The 16703-nt window shown below is 72.0% G+C and carries 22 protein-coding genes; 21 read left to right on the forward strand and 1 reads right to left on the reverse strand.

Features of this window, described 5'->3' with window-relative positions; all coding sequences use genetic code 11:
- Nucleotides 1-78: 78 nt before the first annotated feature.
- From ACQUFX_RS13755 to ACQUFX_RS13830, 16 genes are all read left to right on the forward strand, one after another.
- Nucleotides 79-864, forward strand: coding sequence for a hypothetical protein (locus ACQUFX_RS13755; protein WP_428966435.1), 786 nt, complete (start codon nucleotides 79-81; stop codon nucleotides 862-864).
- The gene (locus ACQUFX_RS13760) at nucleotides 861-1415 is read left to right on the forward strand and encodes a hypothetical protein (RefSeq protein ID WP_428966436.1); all 555 of its coding nucleotides are present in this window, start codon (nucleotides 861-863) and stop codon (nucleotides 1413-1415) included. Before ACQUFX_RS13755 ends, ACQUFX_RS13760 begins: the two co-directional genes overlap by 4 nt.
- Nucleotides 1412-1981, forward strand: a complete 570-nt coding sequence (locus tag ACQUFX_RS13765) for a hypothetical protein (RefSeq protein ID WP_428966437.1) — start codon at nucleotides 1412-1414, stop codon at nucleotides 1979-1981. The genes ACQUFX_RS13760 and ACQUFX_RS13765 overlap by 4 nt, the downstream gene beginning before the upstream one ends.
- Complete coding sequence (locus ACQUFX_RS13770) at nucleotides 1978-2475, forward strand: hypothetical protein (protein ID WP_428966438.1); 498 nt, start codon at nucleotides 1978-1980, stop codon at nucleotides 2473-2475. The genes ACQUFX_RS13765 and ACQUFX_RS13770 overlap by 4 nt, the downstream gene beginning before the upstream one ends.
- 65 nt (nucleotides 2476-2540) lie before the next feature.
- On the forward strand, nucleotides 2541-2972 hold the full coding sequence (locus ACQUFX_RS13775) for a hypothetical protein (protein WP_428966439.1): 432 nt from the start codon (nucleotides 2541-2543) through the stop codon (nucleotides 2970-2972).
- Between the two features lie 137 nt (nucleotides 2973-3109).
- On the forward strand, nucleotides 3110-3811 hold the full coding sequence (locus ACQUFX_RS13780) for a hypothetical protein (RefSeq protein WP_428966440.1): 702 nt from the start codon (nucleotides 3110-3112) through the stop codon (nucleotides 3809-3811).
- A gap of 98 nt (nucleotides 3812-3909) precedes the next feature.
- Nucleotides 3910-4428, forward strand: coding sequence for a hypothetical protein (locus ACQUFX_RS13785; RefSeq protein ID WP_428966441.1), 519 nt, complete (start codon nucleotides 3910-3912; stop codon nucleotides 4426-4428).
- Nucleotides 4425-5036 (forward strand): hypothetical protein, encoded by a 612-nt coding sequence (locus ACQUFX_RS13790; RefSeq protein ID WP_428966442.1) that lies wholly within the window; start codon nucleotides 4425-4427, stop codon nucleotides 5034-5036. Before ACQUFX_RS13785 ends, ACQUFX_RS13790 begins: the two co-directional genes overlap by 4 nt.
- The gene (locus ACQUFX_RS13795) at nucleotides 5033-5527 is read left to right on the forward strand and encodes a hypothetical protein (protein WP_428966443.1); all 495 of its coding nucleotides are present in this window, start codon (nucleotides 5033-5035) and stop codon (nucleotides 5525-5527) included. The genes ACQUFX_RS13790 and ACQUFX_RS13795 overlap by 4 nt, the downstream gene beginning before the upstream one ends.
- A 1-nt stretch (nucleotide 5528) precedes the next feature.
- Nucleotides 5529-7244: a P-loop NTPase gene (locus tag ACQUFX_RS13800; protein WP_428966444.1), complete on the forward strand. Its 1716-nt coding sequence runs from the start codon at nucleotides 5529-5531 to the stop codon at nucleotides 7242-7244.
- An 89-nt stretch (nucleotides 7245-7333) separates the two neighbouring features.
- Nucleotides 7334-7651: a hypothetical protein gene (locus tag ACQUFX_RS13805; RefSeq protein WP_428966445.1), complete on the forward strand. Its 318-nt coding sequence runs from the start codon at nucleotides 7334-7336 to the stop codon at nucleotides 7649-7651.
- Nucleotides 7648-8088, forward strand: a complete 441-nt coding sequence (locus tag ACQUFX_RS13810; RefSeq protein ID WP_428966446.1) for a hypothetical protein — start codon at nucleotides 7648-7650, stop codon at nucleotides 8086-8088. Before ACQUFX_RS13805 ends, ACQUFX_RS13810 begins: the two co-directional genes overlap by 4 nt.
- Nucleotides 8085-8627 carry a phosphatase domain-containing protein gene (locus ACQUFX_RS13815; RefSeq protein ID WP_428966447.1) on the forward strand — a complete coding sequence of 181 codons (543 nt, stop codon included), beginning with the start codon at nucleotides 8085-8087 and terminating at the stop codon, nucleotides 8625-8627. The genes ACQUFX_RS13810 and ACQUFX_RS13815 overlap by 4 nt, the downstream gene beginning before the upstream one ends.
- Nucleotides 8627-9340, forward strand: a complete 714-nt coding sequence (locus tag ACQUFX_RS13820; RefSeq protein WP_428966448.1) for a nucleotidyltransferase domain-containing protein — start codon at nucleotides 8627-8629, stop codon at nucleotides 9338-9340. The genes ACQUFX_RS13815 and ACQUFX_RS13820 overlap by 1 nt, the downstream gene beginning before the upstream one ends.
- A 79-nt stretch (nucleotides 9341-9419) precedes the next feature.
- Nucleotides 9420-10622: a competence protein CoiA family protein gene (locus ACQUFX_RS13825; protein ID WP_428966449.1), complete on the forward strand. Its 1203-nt coding sequence runs from the start codon at nucleotides 9420-9422 to the stop codon at nucleotides 10620-10622.
- Between the two features lie 180 nt (nucleotides 10623-10802).
- A complete protein-coding gene (locus ACQUFX_RS13830; RefSeq protein ID WP_428966450.1) occupies nucleotides 10803-11306 on the forward strand; it encodes a group I truncated hemoglobin in 504 nt (167 codons plus the stop codon).
- Between the two features lie 51 nt (nucleotides 11307-11357).
- Here ACQUFX_RS13830 and ACQUFX_RS13835 read toward each other — a convergent pair whose 3' ends face one another.
- Nucleotides 11358-11657: a hypothetical protein gene (locus ACQUFX_RS13835; RefSeq protein WP_428966451.1), complete on the reverse strand. Its 300-nt coding sequence runs from the start codon at nucleotides 11655-11657 to the stop codon at nucleotides 11358-11360.
- Nucleotides 11658-11865: 208 nt separating this feature from the next.
- Here ACQUFX_RS13835 and ACQUFX_RS13840 point away from each other — a divergent pair, with 208 nt between their 5' ends.
- The 5 genes from ACQUFX_RS13840 to ACQUFX_RS13860 all read left to right on the forward strand — a co-directional run bounded on the left by ACQUFX_RS13840 (nucleotide 11866) and on the right by ACQUFX_RS13860 (nucleotide 16612).
- Nucleotides 11866-13059 carry a helix-turn-helix transcriptional regulator gene (locus ACQUFX_RS13840; RefSeq protein WP_428966452.1) on the forward strand — a complete coding sequence of 398 codons (1194 nt, stop codon included), beginning with the start codon at nucleotides 11866-11868 and terminating at the stop codon, nucleotides 13057-13059.
- A gap of 210 nt (nucleotides 13060-13269) precedes the next feature.
- Nucleotides 13270-14508, forward strand: a complete 1239-nt coding sequence (locus tag ACQUFX_RS13845; protein WP_428966453.1) for a helix-turn-helix domain-containing protein — start codon at nucleotides 13270-13272, stop codon at nucleotides 14506-14508.
- A gap of 190 nt (nucleotides 14509-14698) precedes the next feature.
- The gene (gene thyX, locus ACQUFX_RS13850; RefSeq protein ID WP_428966939.1) at nucleotides 14699-15553 is read left to right on the forward strand and encodes an FAD-dependent thymidylate synthase; all 855 of its coding nucleotides are present in this window, start codon (nucleotides 14699-14701) and stop codon (nucleotides 15551-15553) included.
- Nucleotide 15554: 1 nt separating this feature from the next.
- A complete protein-coding gene (dcd, locus tag ACQUFX_RS13855) occupies nucleotides 15555-16145 on the forward strand; it encodes a dCTP deaminase (RefSeq protein ID WP_428966454.1) in 591 nt (196 codons plus the stop codon).
- Nucleotides 16142-16612 (forward strand): hypothetical protein, encoded by a 471-nt coding sequence (locus ACQUFX_RS13860; RefSeq protein ID WP_428966455.1) that lies wholly within the window; start codon nucleotides 16142-16144, stop codon nucleotides 16610-16612. The genes dcd and ACQUFX_RS13860 overlap by 4 nt, the downstream gene beginning before the upstream one ends.
- Nucleotides 16613-16703 lie beyond the last annotated feature (91 nt).

Consider the following 16703-nt stretch of genomic DNA (forward strand, 5'->3'; position numbering starts at 1 on the left):
CCTCCGTCCCGCCCGGGTGCCGCCCGGGCAGGCGCGGTGGCCGCCAGACGGCGGAGAGCACTACCTGAGGAGATCGCCTTGCCCTACATCGACGAGACCGCGCGTCTCGCGGCGCGCGCCCACCAGGGCCAGCGCGACAAGCTCGGCCGGCCCTACATCGACCACGTCCGGGCGGTCGGCGCGCTGCTCGCCTACCGAGGGTACCGGGCCGTCCAGGCCGGCGTCCTCCACGACATCGTGGAGGACGCCGCCCTCACCCTCGACGACCTGCGGGACGCCGGCTACGACGAGCTCGTCGTCGGTGCCGTCGACGCGGTGACCCGCCGCGACGGCGAGACGTACACCGACCTGATCACCCGGGCGGCGGCCCACCCTCTAGGTCGTCACGTCAAACTCGCCGACAACGTCCACAACACGTGGCCGGCCCGCGTCGAGGCGCTGGCCGCCATCGGGGGCGAGAGCGCCCACGAGGCGCTGTTGCGGGCCCGCCGGTACCGACGGGCGCGGGCCGTCCTGCGTACCGCCGGCGCCGCCCTGCGCCCCAACCCGTCCACGATCCGCAGCATCGAGGGGGACCCGCTCCCCTGCCCGGTGCTGTCCGAGGCTGGCCTGTGGTGCGCCAAGAGCATCCACCCGGGGTGGTTCCCGGAAGAGGGGCACGGCGGCGGGCACTGGTGGGTGGGGTGGGACACCGACCGGTTGATGTCCGGCGGGCACTACGACGCGACGGCAGCCGTTGACGGCCGCCCGTTCACCGGCCACCTGCCCGCGGACTGCCCCGGCCCCACCGGGTGCGAGTTCTGGCCGATCCTCGATCGCCCCCGTCGCGACGAGGTCCTGGCGCGCCTGGGCGGTACGCGATGACCTGGAGGGTGGGGGTCGGCGACGAGGCCGCCCGCGTCGTCGCCGCCCGGGCCGCCGAGTGGCTGGCGCGGGAGAACGGCACCGGAATCCTGGAGCAGGTCATGCAGCTGGGCTTCAAGCACGCCGAGGAGCTGCGCGAGGTCCGGGAGGAGATCGGTCGGGGTGACCTGGAGGCCGCCGCCCGCGAGTGCGCCGACCTGGTCATCACCGCGCGCACCTCTCAGTGCGGCCTCCTCGGGCGTCGCCACGCGGGGCGGCCGGTCCCGGTCGCCGCCGCGACGACGCAGGACAACATCGAGCTGCAGGAGTGGGAGCTCACCAACGCCGTGCTCGACATCGGCAAGATCGGTGTGGCCTGGAGGGCGCAGAACCCGCGCAAGCGGGCGCGCGGCGAGCATCTCTGCACCGAGGACGTCGTCGACCACCTCGACGAGGTGGTGCTGCAGGCGTGCCGACTCATCCACGCCCTCGGCTGCGACATCTACGAGGTGCTCCTCGCCGGCGCCAACAAGGTCCACGCCCGTCTCGACGAGATGGGCGTGCCGCGGTGACCGGGCAGCCCGAGGCGCTCAACGATCCCCGCGCGCTGTGGGTCATGGTGCGCCGGCCGGGGCCCGACGACGAGCAGCGCAGCTGGCTCGACGCCTGCGTGCCCATGATCTCCGAGGGGTACCGCACCCGGTACGAGGTCGACGGCACCCCGAGCATCGAGGCCGACGCTGTCGCCCTGCTGCGCGCCGGCCTGGCCGACTTCCGGGCCGGCTGGCCCCGGTGGCGCGACACCGACTGGGCCGACGTGCCGCACGCCGGCGACGACCGGGCGCGCGCCGCCCTGTTCGCCGACGTGGCGAGCGCCGACCCGCAGCGGGTCAGCCTGGCCGTGGCCGCCTACCTGGGCGTGTGGCTGGGCAGGCGGATCCTCGACGACGCCGCCCTCGAGCACGGCGGCGCGGTCAGCGAGTTCGAGGCCTACTTCGACTGGGCTCTGGTGCTGGCCGACGAGATCGTCCCCGCCGTCGACGGCGGGGACCCGGAGCAGCCGCTGCACGCCGACCACCCGCTGCTCCAAGCGGGTGGTCGGTCGGTGCTGCCGAACCCCCAGGAGGTGATGTCGTGATCCACCGTGAGGCCCGCGACCGGGCCGCCGCCGCCCTCGAGCGTGCGCTCCGCGACCCCGACGTCGAGGAGGACGCGGGTAACTGGCGCAGGGCCGCCGACAACTGGGTCGGCGGGGGCGCCGGGCGTCTCGTCGGGATGCTCAGCGACCCGGCGGCGGGGCGGCTGCTGGTCAGTCTGCTGCGCTCCGACGTCGACCCCGACCTCAACGGCATCGCCCGGACCCTGCTCAACGAGGGCCCCGCCCCGCAGGGTGACAGAGGGCGGCCGACCAGCCCTGTGCGACAGGATCCGTTCCCGCGTGCGGAGGAGCTGACGCGGGCGGTCGCCGCGCCACCGCCCGAGCCGGGCCTGTGGTATGTGACCCGGGGCGGTGTGCCGCACCGCCTCGACTCCGGCGGGTTCGCCTCGCACACCATCGCCCGCCCCGAGCAGGACGTCTGCCTCGCCCTGATCGGGTACGCCGTCGGGCAGCTCGGCCGGCGGCTGGTGTGACGCGGTTCGTCGGAACCTGGGGTGCGGCAACCTTTCCCGCACCCCAGGGTTTGCACCGGGTCGCGGTGCTGATCGACACCGGTGACGGGGTGATCAGCTACGAGCTCGACGGAGCCGAGGCCCTCGTGGATGCGGAGGTCAGCCACGAGACGTTCGACGACGGCCTCGACGATCACTGGCTGCGCTCGCGGTCACCGATCAGGTCGGCGGCGCCCCGGCGCGGTTCCATCACCGTCAACGCGGCCAGCCGGCGTAGCGGGCATCTGTGGGTGATGCGCCTGCGTGCCGGCTGGCCGGACCTGGGTGCCGGCCGCCCAGGCGACTCTGAACCGGCGGCGGAGCACCGGTGCGCGGCCGAGCTGCGCCGCCCCGACGTCGACGTCCTGCGGTGTGAGCGGTGGCGGGGGCACACCACCGACCCCGACTCGGCCGAGCACGTCTGCGGCCTCGTGGGCTGGCTCGACTCGCCTCTTGCGCGACCAACCCCCACCCTTTAACCTCGTACATGTTGTTATGAATGAAAGACCTCGCCGGGCTGACCAGCCTGACGCTTCAGCCGCTTCCGTCCGTCCGGGTACCCACCCACCCGGGCGGTGCGGTGGCCGACTGAATCGGACCAGCACGAAGGGACACCATGAACGACTACATCCCGCCCGGCGTCCAGCGGTTCGCCGACGAGTCCGAGGCGGACCTCGACCACCCGGTCAAGGTCACCCGGCTCGACGACCGCCGCTGGCGGGTCAGCACCTCCACCGACCGCGTCAGCGTCAGCGTCGACCTGAAGGCCACCGGCCCCGGCCGGTTCCAGGAGGTCAACTCCACGCTCGTCCTCGACGGGGAGCGCTACAACTCGACCTGGAAGCCGAAGAGCCTGCGGAAGATCCTCGCCGACCCCGACGCCGCCAAGGAGCCGCGGGAGGCGCCGCTCGGCGAGCCGGACCCCATGCCCCCGGCCCGCGAGGTCCGAGAGGCGCCGGTCGGCGTCGCTCAGCAGTACCGCATCATCGAGGCGCAGATCCCCGCCGCCGTTCAGCTCGGCTACGACGAGCAGGACAAGGTCTGGGTCGTCGGTCTGACGAGCGACAGGGGCGCCCTGCGCATCCGGTACGCGCTCCGCAAGGGGTTCTGGACCCTGGCGCGGAGGCGCCCGTTCCAGGTCGTCGTCGACGGCCGGGACGTCACTTCCCTGGCCGAGGGCAAGCTGGAGAACGCCATCGCCCTGATGGCCGGAAAGCAGGGCGAGGCCACCCAGGCCCCGCCGTCGGTCAGGCGTACTGCGGCCCCCACCCGGAGCAGCGCCGTGGAGACCCGGCGCGCCAACGTCATCCGGGTCTGAGGGTCACCCCTCACCCACGCTTCAGCCGCTTCCGTCCGTCCGGGCACCCGCCCGGGCGGCGCGGTGGCCGACTGAATCGGACCAGAAAGCGAGGAGCCATGAGGGAGCTCACGATCGAGATGGAGACGATGACCGTCACCATCCGCGACCCCGCCAGAGAGCGGGCACTCTGGGGGCACGGCCTGACCAGCCCCGTCACCAGCGAGGTGGTCATCGCCGCCCACTGCCGCACCTGCGGCGAGCGCCGGGGCAAGCCTCGCGGTGCCCGCCGCTGCGACGACGGTGCGTACTTCCGGGTCGACGAGTGGTCCAACCCCTGCGGCCACATCGACTACTACGAGGCGGTCGCGCAGGAGGCCGCGGAGTTCCTCCGGCTGCGACAGGACGTCTATCTGCGGGGCCTCAAGCCGCGCGACGTCATCCCGGTCCGGGTGGTCACCCAGCTCAAGGTCGTCACGGGCAGGGTCATCGTCACGAAGGTGCACCTCGAAGCGCGCAGCATCGACTTCATCAACGCCGCCGTCCCCGAGGACAGGGGCACCCTCGAGGTGCGGCACCTGATCCTGCCGAAGCTGGAGACGCAGCGCGCCCGTGTCCTCGCTGGTGGCACCCGGTGAGCGCCCCGACCGCACCCCCGGTCGGGGCCCACCCGGGGCAGCTTCTGATCACCGCTGGTCACCCGCTGCGCACCACCCCCGTGCCCGAGGAGATCCTCGACGTGGTCGGTGTCGTTCTCGGCACCGACCGCAAGCGGCTGTCCGGCTGGCAGGCCGAGGCCGCGGTGGCCGCCATGACCGCCCTCGGCGACAGCGTCACCCACATCTGCTGGTCGCTCCAGCGCCGCTCGGTGACGAGGATCGCCCGGCGCGCGGGCGTCAAGACCCACGCCCAGGACCAGCGCCTGGACCGCTGGGGCCTGATCCTCGTGCTCCTCGGCGTACCCCTCGCTCTGCGAGGGCAGGACCGGATCGTCGCGATACGGCTGTTCGCCAAGGCCGGGCTCAGCGCCGGTGAGATCGCCACCAGGCTGCGCATGCGCGACGCCAACAACGTCCGGGCGCTGGCCGACAACAACGGCATCGAGCTGACGCACGCCGTGCAGATGCCGACCCCCTCCGAAGTGGGTCGGCGGTCGCGGCGCCACGACGAGGTCACCCGGGCCGCCTTCGGGGCGGCCATGGACCCGGCCTACACCACCAAGCTGCAGGAGGTGCTCGCCGCATGAGACGCTGTCCGATCGCGGGCGCTAGCCCCGCCACCCTGCAGATCCGCGCCTGGCAGAGCTTCACCGGCGTGGGCGCCGTGGTGCGCGAGGCGCTCGGCGAGGGCATCGCCGGCCCCCCGCGCGTCGGGGTCGAAGTGACCCACCACTGCGGCCTCGAGGTCTCGATGCCCAAGGACGTGCCGTGGCCGCACATCGACCAGATCATCACCGAACACTTCGGGCCGCAGACCCCGGCGCCCGACCACGACCGACTGGTCCACGAGCTGCAGGCGCCCCTGCTCTGGGCTGCCGGCAACGACGTCGACTTCCGGCAGCCCCTCGGCAGGCTGGCCGTCGCCGAGCGGCTCGCCGTTCTCGCGGCGCGCCGCGAGGGTGACGCCGCGGCGGCGGCGCTCAGCGAGATCCGTCGCAAGCTGGCGCACCTGGCCGGCATCAACGACGAGGTGACGAAGGCGTTGTGGCCCGACCACCCCACCCTGGAGGTGAGCTGAGATGCCAACGAACGTCAGCCGACCCGACTGGCGCTGCGACATCTGCCATACCCGGATGGGCGACAACCAGGCCGCGGCCGAACGCTGCGAGTCAGCCGGCCACCCCGAGGTGCTCCCCGGCGGCGAGCTCCTCCTCACGCACGAACGGGGTTGGAGCGAGCGCGAGCGGGGCTTCCGCCTGCGGCGGCTGTACCCCCTGCCCCTGACGTACGCGATCGGCACCCTCGCCTCCACCTACAACGAGAAGTCGGGTCACTACCCCTACTACCACCTCGACGTCGACCCCGTCCCGCACATCGGCGCCGACGGGGTGCTGCGCGGGCCACAGTCCAACCCCACCCGCATTGAGGGTCGGCACCTGCACCCCCATCGGCCGGGACATCTCAACCTCACGGAGGTCAGCTGCGGTTACGCGACCCGGAGCGAACCCAAGCCGGGCACCAGATGGCCGGCCGAGGCAGTGGGGCTGGCCACGGGAGACGCCCTGTTCGGCGAGCCGGGCTTCAGCGGACTCATGGTGAAGCCCTTGCCCCCGGCCGTCCAGGCGATGCTCGGCGCCCTCAACGCCTGGGTCGTGCCGACCACCACCGACCTCAGTCAGATGGGCGGCAAGTGGGGGTGGATGGAACGCGCCGCGCTCGGCACCGCGGCGCTAGAGGCCTGCGTCACCCCGCAGGGTAAGCACCACACCGGCTGGGCCCGGACGTGGCTGCACAGCCACTCCCACTCCGAGGTCCTGCGGCAGGTCAATGACCGCTGGCGGCGGTGGCGTGAGGGTGAGCGCATCAGCGTCCCCGCCCCCCTCATCCGCTGCGAGCGCCAGGCGCACGCCTCAAAGCTCACCAGGACTTTGAAAGAGCTGGTCGCGGAGGTCGGCGTGGAGTGGCCGGCCCGCACCGGCTCCGACGACTACGTGAAGCTCATGCTCCGAGAGACGGTGGGATACGAGATGGAGACCACGAGCCAGCTGTTCGCCGGCCCCCAGGTCATCGTGGTGACCGGCACCAAGGGTGGCGTCGGGAAGTCCAGCGTCGCCGCCGCCCTTGGCCGGCGCCTCGCCAACGAAGGGCGCCAGGTGGTGATCATCGACTGCGACCTCGGCGGCCCCTCCCAGCACATCCTGTTCGCCCCTGGACCCGCCCGGACCGACCCGCAACGGGGTCGGGTGGTGCCATCCACGACCGACACCCCTGGCCTGGAGGTGTTCTCCAGCGGGCAGGTCTTCGCACCTGGGCAGATGGCCTGGGCCGAGCAGACGTCCGCCGAATGGATCCGGTTCGTCGGTTCATCCGTCGCCGTCGACGACGCCGACGTGGTGATCCTGGACATGCCACCCGGCGACAGCGCCGTGCACCACCAGCTGCTCCACAGCGGAGAGGTCGCCGTCACCGCCCTGGTCCATGTCACCACCGGCCACCGGCTGGCCCTGGCCGACACCGAACGCGGGCTGGCCGCCAGCAGGGAGGCGCGGGCCTCCCGGTGGGCAGACGCCGCCCCGAAGCAGGTCCTCATCGAGAACATGTCGCGGGCGACCGGTAAGGGCCCCGACGGCACCACCGTCGAGGTCCGCCTCGTCGGCGACAGCGGTGCTGCCGAGGCGCTCGCCCAGCGGTACCAGGTGCCCTTCGGCGGTTCCTTGCCCTGGTACCCGCTCACCACCGACCTGGCGGCCAGCGACGAGATCGGCGCTTTGGCAGCCACCATCACCAGCGACTGATCTGAACGGTCCGCTTCCGTCCGGCCCGCCTCGCGCGGGCCGGCGCGGTGGCCTACCGAGCAGGCGGTCAGGTTGAGAGCGGAGGACTGATGGATCTTGTGGTGACCTTGGACTGCGACGGCACCACCGTGCGGATTCCCGTCGAGCCGGACGGGGAGCCTCGCGGCGTGGTGCACGCATACTTCCAGCCCATGACTGTCCGGCTGGTCTCTGGTGTCGCGACGACCGATTCGGCGCCGGAGCCGGTCGACGTGGCCGCGGTGATGCGGCTCGTCGAGCAGTACGGGTTCCTGCGGGCTTCGTCCGCCCACCTCGCGCTGACGCCCGAGGGGCAGGAGATGTCGAAGCGTCGGTTCGGTGAGGCCGCGGAGCTACTCGACAAGATCCGGGCGGCGGTGACCCGGTGAAGTGGAAGTTGCTGGGGCTCAACGACGAGCCGCAGAACAGCGGGGCGGTGGTGGCCGTCCACTGGGGCGACTATCGCCGGCAGGAGATCTGGGTCGCCTCGGGCGCGAACATCGGCGCCTGGTACTGCCTCGGCGGCGAGTTCGGTCGGCCGAAGGTGTGGGTCGACCCGCGCAGCGAGCTGGAGAAGCTTGACGCCTTCTGGCAGCGAGACGTCCCCGAGCCGGGGCCAGGTGAGGTGCCGCTGCACCCGGACTGGCACTTCGTGGTGTCCCGGGGGCCGGTGGTGCTACTCAGCCCCGGAGACCGGGGCGCCTACGAGGCGGGGTGGCGCAACGGCCGTCAGCACCTCGCCGGCCAGGTCGAGGACCTCGCTTACGACGACCCCGAGGGCGGGCCGGGTGGCGATGGTGATGAGCAGGAAGGTGAGCAGGGGTGAGGGGGACGAAGGAGCCGGTGGTGCTCGTCGACATCGACGGCACCCTGACGCTGCGGGGCGAGCGGGACCCCTACGACTGGGACCGGGTCGGGGAGGACGCTCCCAACGCGGCGGTGGTCACGCTGGTTCGCATGATGGCGGGGTGCGGCACCCGCTTCCCCTGCACGGAGCTCATCCGGGACCACCCCGACGATCTCCACCGGTGGATGGACCTCAACAGCGAGCCGGTACTGAAGCGGACCTGCGACCTGGCCGAAGTCGGCGGGCAGCGGATCATCCTGATGTCCGGGCGGGACGAACGGTGCCGCCGTCAGACGGAGGCGTACCTGGGCCTGCACGACATCCCGTCGGACGGGCTGTTCATGCGGACCGCCAAGGACAACCGCAAGGACTCCGTCGTCAAGCACGAGCTCTACCACCGGTGGATCGAGCCGGTGTACGACGTGCAGCTCGTCGTCGACGACCGGCAGCAGGTTGTCGACATGTGGCGGAGCGAGCTCGGCCTACCCTGCCTCCAGGTCGCCGAAGGGAACTTCTGATGAACGTCCGTCCGCCGGCCACCGTGCCGGGCCACCTACTGCTGGAGGGGATCGTCGGGTCGACGGCCTACGGGCTGGCCGGCCCGGACTCCGACGAGGACCGTCTCGGGATCTACGCCGCGCCCACCGAGGAGTTCCACGGGCTCAACCCGCCCGTCGGCAAGCGGGAGAGCGTGGTCACCAAGGCTCCCGACGCCAGCTACCACGAGGCCCTGAAGTACGTGCGGCTGGCGCTGTCGGGCAACCCGACGGTGATGGAGCTGCTGTGGCTGCCCGACGAGCTGTACGTGCACCGCTCCCCGTTGGGCGACGACCTGGTCGGGATCCGCAGCAAGCTGCTCTCGGCCCACCGGGTGCGCGCCGCCTACCTCGGGTACGCTGCGCAGCAGCTCGGCAAGCTGGAGGCGCGCGGCGACGGCACCTTCTCCTCCGACCTGCGCAAGCGCACCGCCAAGCACGCCCGACACCTGGCCCGGCTCATCAACCAGGGCGTGTACCTGTACGCCACCGGACATCTGCAGATCCGGCTGGAGGATCCGCAGTGGTTCCACGACTTCGGGGAGCGGGTCGCCAACGGGGACCTGCGCTACGCCCAGCGGCACCTCGCCGACGCCGAGGCGGCCTTCCCCCGGGTGACGTGCGCTCTGCCGGCCGAGCCCGACGAAGAGGCGGTCAACCGCTGGTTGCTCCGCGTCCGCTCCTACTACCTGTAGGGACCCCCTGGGCTGGCTACCCAGGGGGTTGCCCACGCCTCGTCGCCGTCGATTGAATGGATCCATCGGAAGGGGCACCATGACGAGGTATTTCCGGGGGGACGTCGACCCGGGGGGATGGAACGACGGGATCCTCTATCTGCCGGCCATGCTGGAGATCCAGCCGCGTCTGCCTCAGTGGGGGCACCCCGGCGAGCCGGGGCTGCGGGACCGGATCGCCAACGACCGGCCGCAGGGCATCGGCGGTCAGAAGCTGATCTGCCTGCTGTGCATGCGCATCCGCGCCAAGAAGGGCGGGGACCCGGAGCCGGTGTGGATGACCTTCGTCGAGGGCCGGCACGGACCGATGTTCCGCCACGAGGACGGGCGCTCCCCGCACGCCGAGCACCAGCCGGAGACCGACACGCACAAGGCGCTCAAGGAGCGCAAGGCCCGCACCTTCACCACCGCCGGTGCCGAGGTGGAGCTGGAGGTGTGGCGGCCCCGGGCCCGGCGACGCCCCGACGTCCTCGCGGTCGGTCCAGAGCTGACCGTCGCCGGGGAGATCCAGCACTCTGTCGAGCGCCCTCGGGTCATTCAGAACCGGCAGAGGTCCCTGAGCAAGGCCGGGGACCGGGTGGTGTGGACCACCGACCGGGGCGCCGACGGCGTGGCCTTCCTCTACACCGTGCCCCACCTGTCCATCCCCGCGATGGCCGACTACCGCCAGTACCTGTCGCAGGAGCACCTGGAGGTGGGCGCCGGTGCCCTCGGCACCGAGGAGCAGCTCTGCGGTTGGGACGACATGTGGACCCAGTCGATGCGCTGCCCGGTCACCCGCAAGCGGATCCCCTGCGGGAAGAAGCACCTCTACCCCAGCCAGAACATCCACGCCTACCAGCGGCGGGCCGACGGCGTCGACGCGCGGTTCCCCTGCGGGCCCCGCCTGCACCTGGATCACCTGCTGGAGGGCATACTGCGGGGAGCCTGGTTGCCCTACCAGGCCCGCGCCCGGGTGTTCTGGCTGCCCGCCGCGGACCACGAGCGGATCGTGGAGGAGCGGGGCGGCGGGGTCGAGCAGGCCGAGAGCGGCACCGTGGCGCGCCGTGACCGCACCGGGCGACGGACCTGCGAGAACGGAGCACCCATGGCACCAGCCGAGACCGAGGACGTCACCGCCGAGGTCGAGGTGGCGGCCGTCTGCTGCGGGGAGCGCCTGCCCAGCAACCCTGGGGGTACGCCGCTGCCGGCGTGCCAACTGTGCCCGAAGTCGCCCACCTACTACGGACGCAACCGGCCCTGAGTGGACAGGCGGCCCGCCGACGGACCGTCCTGTGGGGGGACTGCCCTCGGGTGGGACCGAGGATGTGACATCGGCGGGCCGCCCGAGGTCAGCCTGGCACGGTCGGCACCCTGCGTCCGCCGATCGTCACGCACGCCACATTCGCGGGCGCGCCGCCCGCCCCCGCCTTACCGTCCGCTCATGGAGAAGGCGATTCTCGTTACCATGATCACCTGCATCGTCATCGGACTGATGCTGGTGCTCTGGTTGCTGCTCAACCCCGTCGAGCCGCCGCCCACCCACCGGGCATCGACCCGGGTCGAGCCGGCCATGCACGAGCGGCTGCACCCGGCCGTGCTCACCGCGGTCGCCGAGCAGTTCGCCAGCCGCATCGCCGCCGACCCCCGGCTGGCCCACTACTTCGGCCACTTCACCAGCGCCGACATCATCCGGCTGCGCGACCACCACCGGCGGCTGCTCGCCCAGCTCCTCGGTGGCCCCACCACCTACACCATGGCGGACCTCGCCGTCGTGCACCGGCGCCTCGGGGTCACCCGCGACGCCTACTGGCAGGCCGTCGGGCACTTCGGGGCGGTCATCGCCGGCCTGCGCATCCCCCAGGACATCGCCGCGCAGCTGCTGCGCGCCATCTACGCCATGGAGGGCCACGTCGTCACCGGCCCCACCCCGACCGTGCCCCGGTGAGCCTCGCGCGGCGAGGGGCGGTGCACGCCGCCCCTCGCCGCACCCTCTGACCTAGCTGCCGGCGCGCCGCTGCACGGCGTACCGGACCGTCGGCCCGACCGGCGGGCCCTCGATGTACCCCGGGCCGTGCGGATCGTGCACGATCGCGTCGCCGCACGTGAACGTCTCCGGCGCCTCCGAGATCCGACGTAGCTCCTTCGCGATACGGTCGGGCCGGTTCGGGTTGCCGCGCTCCAGGACCTCCGCCTCGCGGTACGAGGCCAGACGCGCCCACGCCCCCTGGGCGTCGGGCACGGTGGCGATGACCCGTGGGGTGTCCTCGCCGGGGTGGTGCGCTGTTGCCTCGAACATGTCGCCTCCCTCTGGGGTGGTCCACACGAGCCAACGACGCGAACGCGAGCCGGGTACGGGTCCGGCGGGAGGCGGAGGAAAGGGGCCGGGGTGCAGCCCGGCCCCTCGCGCATGTCACGGTAGCAACCGGCCCGTCACGCCCCGTACCGTTCGGGTTACAGCGCCGCGCCCATCCCGCGGGCCGGCCACCCTCGTGCAGGAGGGCACCATGAGCGAACACATCGGCCTGCGCGTCTCCCGCTGGCGCACCATGGCCGGCCTGACCCAGCAGGAACTCGGAGACGCCGCCGGCGTGACCGGTTCGTACATCAACATGATCGAGGCCGGTAAGCGCACCCTCACCAGACGCTCCACCATCATCAGGGTCGCCCGCGCGCTCGGCGTCTCCGTCGAAGACCTCACCGCCCAACCCCGTCGGCCCCGCGACGCCGCCGAGCTGGCCGTCCACTCCGCCGCGCCGGGCATCCGCCGGGCGCTCGACGACGACGTCGACGGCCCGCTGCCCGACGTCGACGACGTCGCCCGGCGCACCGACGAGGTGGTGCGCGCCCGGATGGCCTGCGACTACACCACCTACGCCCGGCTGCTGCCGGACCTGATCGCCGACACCCGCCAGCTGGCGACCACCCCCACCACCCGCAGGAAGGGTCAGCGCCTGTTCGTCAGGGCCGCCTTCGCCGGCGCCGTCGGGCTGAAGTCGCTCGGATACGTCGACCTGTCGATGCGGCTGGCCGAGCGGGGCTACGGCGCCGCCCTCGACCTCGGCGAACCCGAGGAGATCGCCGCGTCAGCCTTCGCGGTGGCCCAGGTCGCGCTCACCGGCGGATCCCAGCGCCGCTCCCTGAGCCTGGCCAGGGCCGCCGCCGAGCAGGTCGGCGACACCACCACCGGTGACCTGGCCGCCTGGTACGGCATGCTGCACCTGCACGCCGCGATCTCCGCCGCCGGCCTCGATCGGGGCGACGACGCCACCAGCCACTACGCCGAAGCCGAGGGCGCGCTGCGACGCTCCGGCGGCGCCGACGGGTGGCGCATGGAGTTCACCGACGCCAACGTCAAGACGTGGCGCGCCGCCATAGCCCTGGAGAACGGGGAGCCGGGGCGGGCCCCCGAGTACGCCCGGCAGGTGCGACCGGAGGAGCTGCGCACCAACCAGCGCCGGGCGCGCCTACACATCGACGCCGGGCGCGGCCACTTCCTCGCCGGCAACCCGGAGAAGGCGGTGCGACGCTTCCTCGCGGCCGACGATGTCTCCGCGCAGGAACTGCGCAGCCGCTCCACCGTGCTGGAGCTCGTCGGGCAGATGGTGCGCGACGCCCCCCGGGGCGGCTCGGCCGAGCTGCGCGACCTGGCCGCGCGGCTGCGCATCGACCCCCTCAACCCCGAACCGGAAACTAACTGACTGTTAGGAATCGGACACGCACAGCGCCCTAGTGTCAGAGATGGGCGGCGGACTTCGAGGGGTGGTCCCGCCGCCCATCTGGTGCCGGCGCTGCGGACGAGCAGCTGCAGGCACCACGGGCGGCGGGCTTTCGAAGGGGTGGGCCCGCCGCCCGTACCCCACTCACGGGCGAACACCGAGCGCGTCGCCCGGCTGACGGGAGGGCGCCTCGTGGCCGACGCGAACAAGCTCCCCGCCGACCTACCCATCGGCCGTCGGGTCGCCTACTGGCGCGGTCGCCGCGGCTTGACCCAGCAGCACCTCGCCGACTTCCTCGGCAAGTCCAAGAGCTGGGTCGACAAGGTCGAGCGCGGCGTCAGACGGCTCGACAAGCTGTCCGTGCTCCACGACATCGCCGCGGCACTGCGCGTCGACGTCGACCGCCTGCTCACCACCGACAGCTCCGAACCCATCCCTTCCGGACGGATGGTCGAGGCGAGCAACGAAGCCAAGGTCGACGAACTGCGCGCCGTCCTGACGCGCTACGACCACACCGCGCCCGCGAGCCCCGTCGTCGGCCTGCCCATCCTTCGGCGTTCCATCGACTACGCCTGGTTCGCCCTGCACGCCGCCGCCTACCCCCGGCTGGTGACCAGCCTGCCCAACGTCATCGTCGACGCGCAGGGGGCCCACGCCGAGTGCCGCAGCGCCGAAACCGCCACCATCCTCAGCGAGGCCTACCAGGTCGCCGCCGACCTCCTGCGCAAACTCGGCAACCATCACCTGGCCTGGCTCGCCGCCGACCGGGGTGTCGCCGTCAGCACCGGAGCCGACGACCGTGTCCTGTCCGCCCGCGCCGCCCTCGTGCTCGCCGGCACCGTCCGCGACAGCGGACAACCGCGCCACACGCTGGAGATCTGCATCAATGTCGCGCATGACATGGCGCCGGCAGATCCCCTGGACGCCGACCCCGAACACCTGACCGTGTATGGGAGTTTGCTCCTGCAGGCCGCGATGGGCGCCGCGCACCTCGACCACCCCGACACCGTCCGCGACCTCGTCGACGAGGCCGCCGGCGTGGCCGCTGCCGCCGCCGGCGCCCGGGACGTGTACCGCACCCACTTCGGCGAGCCGCTCATCGGCGTGATTCGCACCGCCGCGGCCGTCGCCCTCAAGGAGCCCGACCAGGCTCTGGCCGAACACCTCCAGACCACCGCCCACCCCAAGTACGTGACTCTGCCCGCCGCTGTGCGCGCCGACCACCTCGTGGACGTCGCCCGGGCCCACCTCGACAACAAGGACGCGACCGCCGCCGGTCGGCACCTGGTGCAGGCTGACCGAATCGCCCCCGCCGAGGTGCGCGAGCGCCCCGCCGTGCTCGATCTGCTGAGGAAGACCCTCCTGGCCACCGATCAGCCCGGGTCGGACCTCCGCGCACTGGTCACCGCCGCCGGCGTCGACTACCTCTGACGCCAGCCCCCGCCTTGTTGCTGTAGCGCGTGACACATTCGAGGGTCAGCGCTCGCATGCCGCTGTTCAATCGCTGCTAGGCCCCGGTCCTGACAGGACACCAGGGGAACGCCTCACACCGTAACCTCATACATGTTATTATGATTATCGTTACGACGGGCCCAGGCAGGGAGGTGCGCGTATGCCGGACATGGTGCAGCCGCAGGTCAAGCTCATCGCGTGGACCCACTTCGAGGCCCCGGACGACGTTCCGTGGTCGACCGACGCGGAGGGTGGCCAGGCCCTGGCCGAGTTCGCCGGGCGGGCCTGCTACCAGAGCTGGAAGAAGCCGAACCCGGCCACCGCCACCAACGCCGGCTACCTGGCGCACATCCTGGAGGTCGGCCACCTGTCGGTGCTGGAGCACGGCTCGGTGACCTTCTACTTCACCGGCGTCTCCCGCTCCTTCACCCACGAGCTGATCCGGCACCGGCACTTCTCGTACTCGCAGCTCTCCCAGCGGTACGTGCCGGAGCGGGACGCGGCGATGGTCGAGCCCGCGGTGATCGCCGAGGACCCCGAGCTGCACAAGAAGTTCGTCGAGGCCGCCGAGGCCAGCGTGCGGGCGTACACCGAGCTGGTCGACGCCCTTGAGCAGCGGACCCAACGCGACAGCGACAACCGCTGTCGCACCTGCGGCGGGCCGGTCACCTACGACGTCGACCCCTGCGGCTACTGGTGCAGTCAGTGTTGGCGGCTGCTGCCCGCGAACGGCGTGAAGCTGGCACCGCTGGACACGGCTCAGCGCAAGCGGGCCCGGCAGGCGGCGCGGGCGGTGCTGCCCAACGCCACCGAGACCCGGATCGTGGTCACCGGCAACTACCGGGCCTGGCGGCACTTCATCGCGATGCGCGCCACCGAGCACGCCGACGTGGAGATCCGCGAGCTGGCGGTGGAGTGCCTGCGCCAGCTCCAGCGGGTCGCCCCGAACGTCTTCGACGACTTCGTCGTCTCCACGCTGCCCGACGGGACCGAGATCGCCACCACCCCGCACGCGGCAGGGTGACATGTTGCTCTCCGACCGCGACCTGACCGCTGAGCTGAAAGCCGGCACCCTCGCCCTCGAGCCGTACGACCCGGCGCTCATGCAGCCGTCCAGCATCGACGTACGCCTGGACCGGCTCTTCCGGGTCTTCAACAACCACCTGTACACGCACATCGACCCGTCGGTGCAGCAGGACGACCTGACCTCCCCGGTCGAGGTGCCGGAGGGCGAGCCGTACGTGCTGCACCCGGGCGAGTTCGTGCTCGCCTCGACGCTTGAGGTGATCTCCCTCGGCGAGCAGCTCGCCGGCCGGCTGGAGGGCAAGAGTTCGCTGGGCCGGCTCGGCCTGCTGACCCACTCGACCGCCGGCTTCATCGACCCGGGCTTCTCCGGCCACGTCACGCTGGAGCTGTCGAACGTGGCGAACCTGCCGATCACCCTCTGGCCGGGGATGAAGATCGGCCAGCTCTGCATCTTCCGGCTCTCCTCGCCCTCGGAGCACCCGTACGGCTCGGCCGTCTACGGCTCCCGGTACCAGGGTCAGCGCGGGCCGACGCCCAGCCGGTCCTGGCAGCAGTGGCGCACCTGGCCCACCCGCTGGAGCGCGCCGTGACCCACGACGGCAACTGGACGCAGGTCTGGCTCGAGGAGCTGCGATCAGCCATCCGCGTCGAAGTCGGCCCGTACGCAGCGGACCGGCTGACGCTGCGCAAGCAGTTCGAGTGGGCCGGTTACGAACTGTCCACCTCCGTGCTGGCCGACAGGCTGTCCACCGAGCATGTCGAGCGGAATCGGTCGGTGACCGTGACGACCGTCCGGTTCACCACCTGGTGGGACCACTTCAAGGCGGCCTACCGGGGCCGGTGGTGGATGCGCTGGCGTTACTGGCCCGTCCGCCAGACCGTCGCCGAACAGACCGTCACCGTCACCGTGGCGATCAACCTCGAGCGGTTCTGGACGTTCCCGCGCGCCCCCGTCGCTCTTCCCGACCTCGGCGCACCCGTGCGGGCGATCGTTCCCAACCCCCTGCCCCTGCGCTACTCAGACAGCGCCACCACCCAGTGGACTCACCGATGGTGAGCGGGCGGCGCGCCGAGGCGTCGGGCAGCCACACCACAGACCTCCTGCACGAGCAGGAGCGCCCCGGACGCACCAGTAGCGCCGGGGCGCC

The organism is Micromonospora fluostatini, assembly GCF_050410825.1.
Classification (GTDB): Bacteria; Actinomycetota; Actinomycetes; order Mycobacteriales; family Micromonosporaceae; genus Micromonospora; species Micromonospora rosaria.

What these genes read in the sequence shown, in the direction of transcription:
- ACQUFX_RS13820 (WP_428966448.1), top strand. Translation starts at nt 8,627, where the DNA reads ATGAACGTCCGTCCGCCGGCCACCGTGCCGGGCCACCTACTGCTGGAG.
- ACQUFX_RS13825 (WP_428966449.1), top strand. Translation starts at nt 9,420, where the DNA reads ATGACGAGGTATTTCCGGGGGGACGTCGACCCGGGGGGATGGAACGAC.
- ACQUFX_RS13830 (WP_428966450.1), top strand. Translation starts at nt 10,803, where the DNA reads ATGGAGAAGGCGATTCTCGTTACCATGATCACCTGCATCGTCATCGGA.
- ACQUFX_RS13785 (WP_428966441.1), top strand. Translation starts at nt 3,910, where the DNA reads ATGAGGGAGCTCACGATCGAGATGGAGACGATGACCGTCACCATCCGC.
- ACQUFX_RS13835 (WP_428966451.1), bottom strand. Translation starts at nt 11,657, where the DNA reads ATGTTCGAGGCAACAGCGCACCACCCCGGCGAGGACACCCCACGGGTC.
- ACQUFX_RS13760 (WP_428966436.1), top strand. Translation starts at nt 861, where the DNA reads ATGACCTGGAGGGTGGGGGTCGGCGACGAGGCCGCCCGCGTCGTCGCC.
- ACQUFX_RS13805 (WP_428966445.1), top strand. Translation starts at nt 7,334, where the DNA reads ATGGATCTTGTGGTGACCTTGGACTGCGACGGCACCACCGTGCGGATT.
- dcd (WP_428966454.1), top strand. Translation starts at nt 15,555, where the DNA reads ATGTTGCTCTCCGACCGCGACCTGACCGCTGAGCTGAAAGCCGGCACC.
- thyX (WP_428966939.1), top strand. Translation starts at nt 14,699, where the DNA reads ATGGTGCAGCCGCAGGTCAAGCTCATCGCGTGGACCCACTTCGAGGCC.
- ACQUFX_RS13795 (WP_428966443.1), top strand. Translation starts at nt 5,033, where the DNA reads ATGAGACGCTGTCCGATCGCGGGCGCTAGCCCCGCCACCCTGCAGATC.
- ACQUFX_RS13840 (WP_428966452.1), top strand. Translation starts at nt 11,866, where the DNA reads ATGAGCGAACACATCGGCCTGCGCGTCTCCCGCTGGCGCACCATGGCC.
- ACQUFX_RS13800 (WP_428966444.1), top strand. Translation starts at nt 5,529, where the DNA reads ATGCCAACGAACGTCAGCCGACCCGACTGGCGCTGCGACATCTGCCAT.
- ACQUFX_RS13780 (WP_428966440.1), top strand. Translation starts at nt 3,110, where the DNA reads ATGAACGACTACATCCCGCCCGGCGTCCAGCGGTTCGCCGACGAGTCC.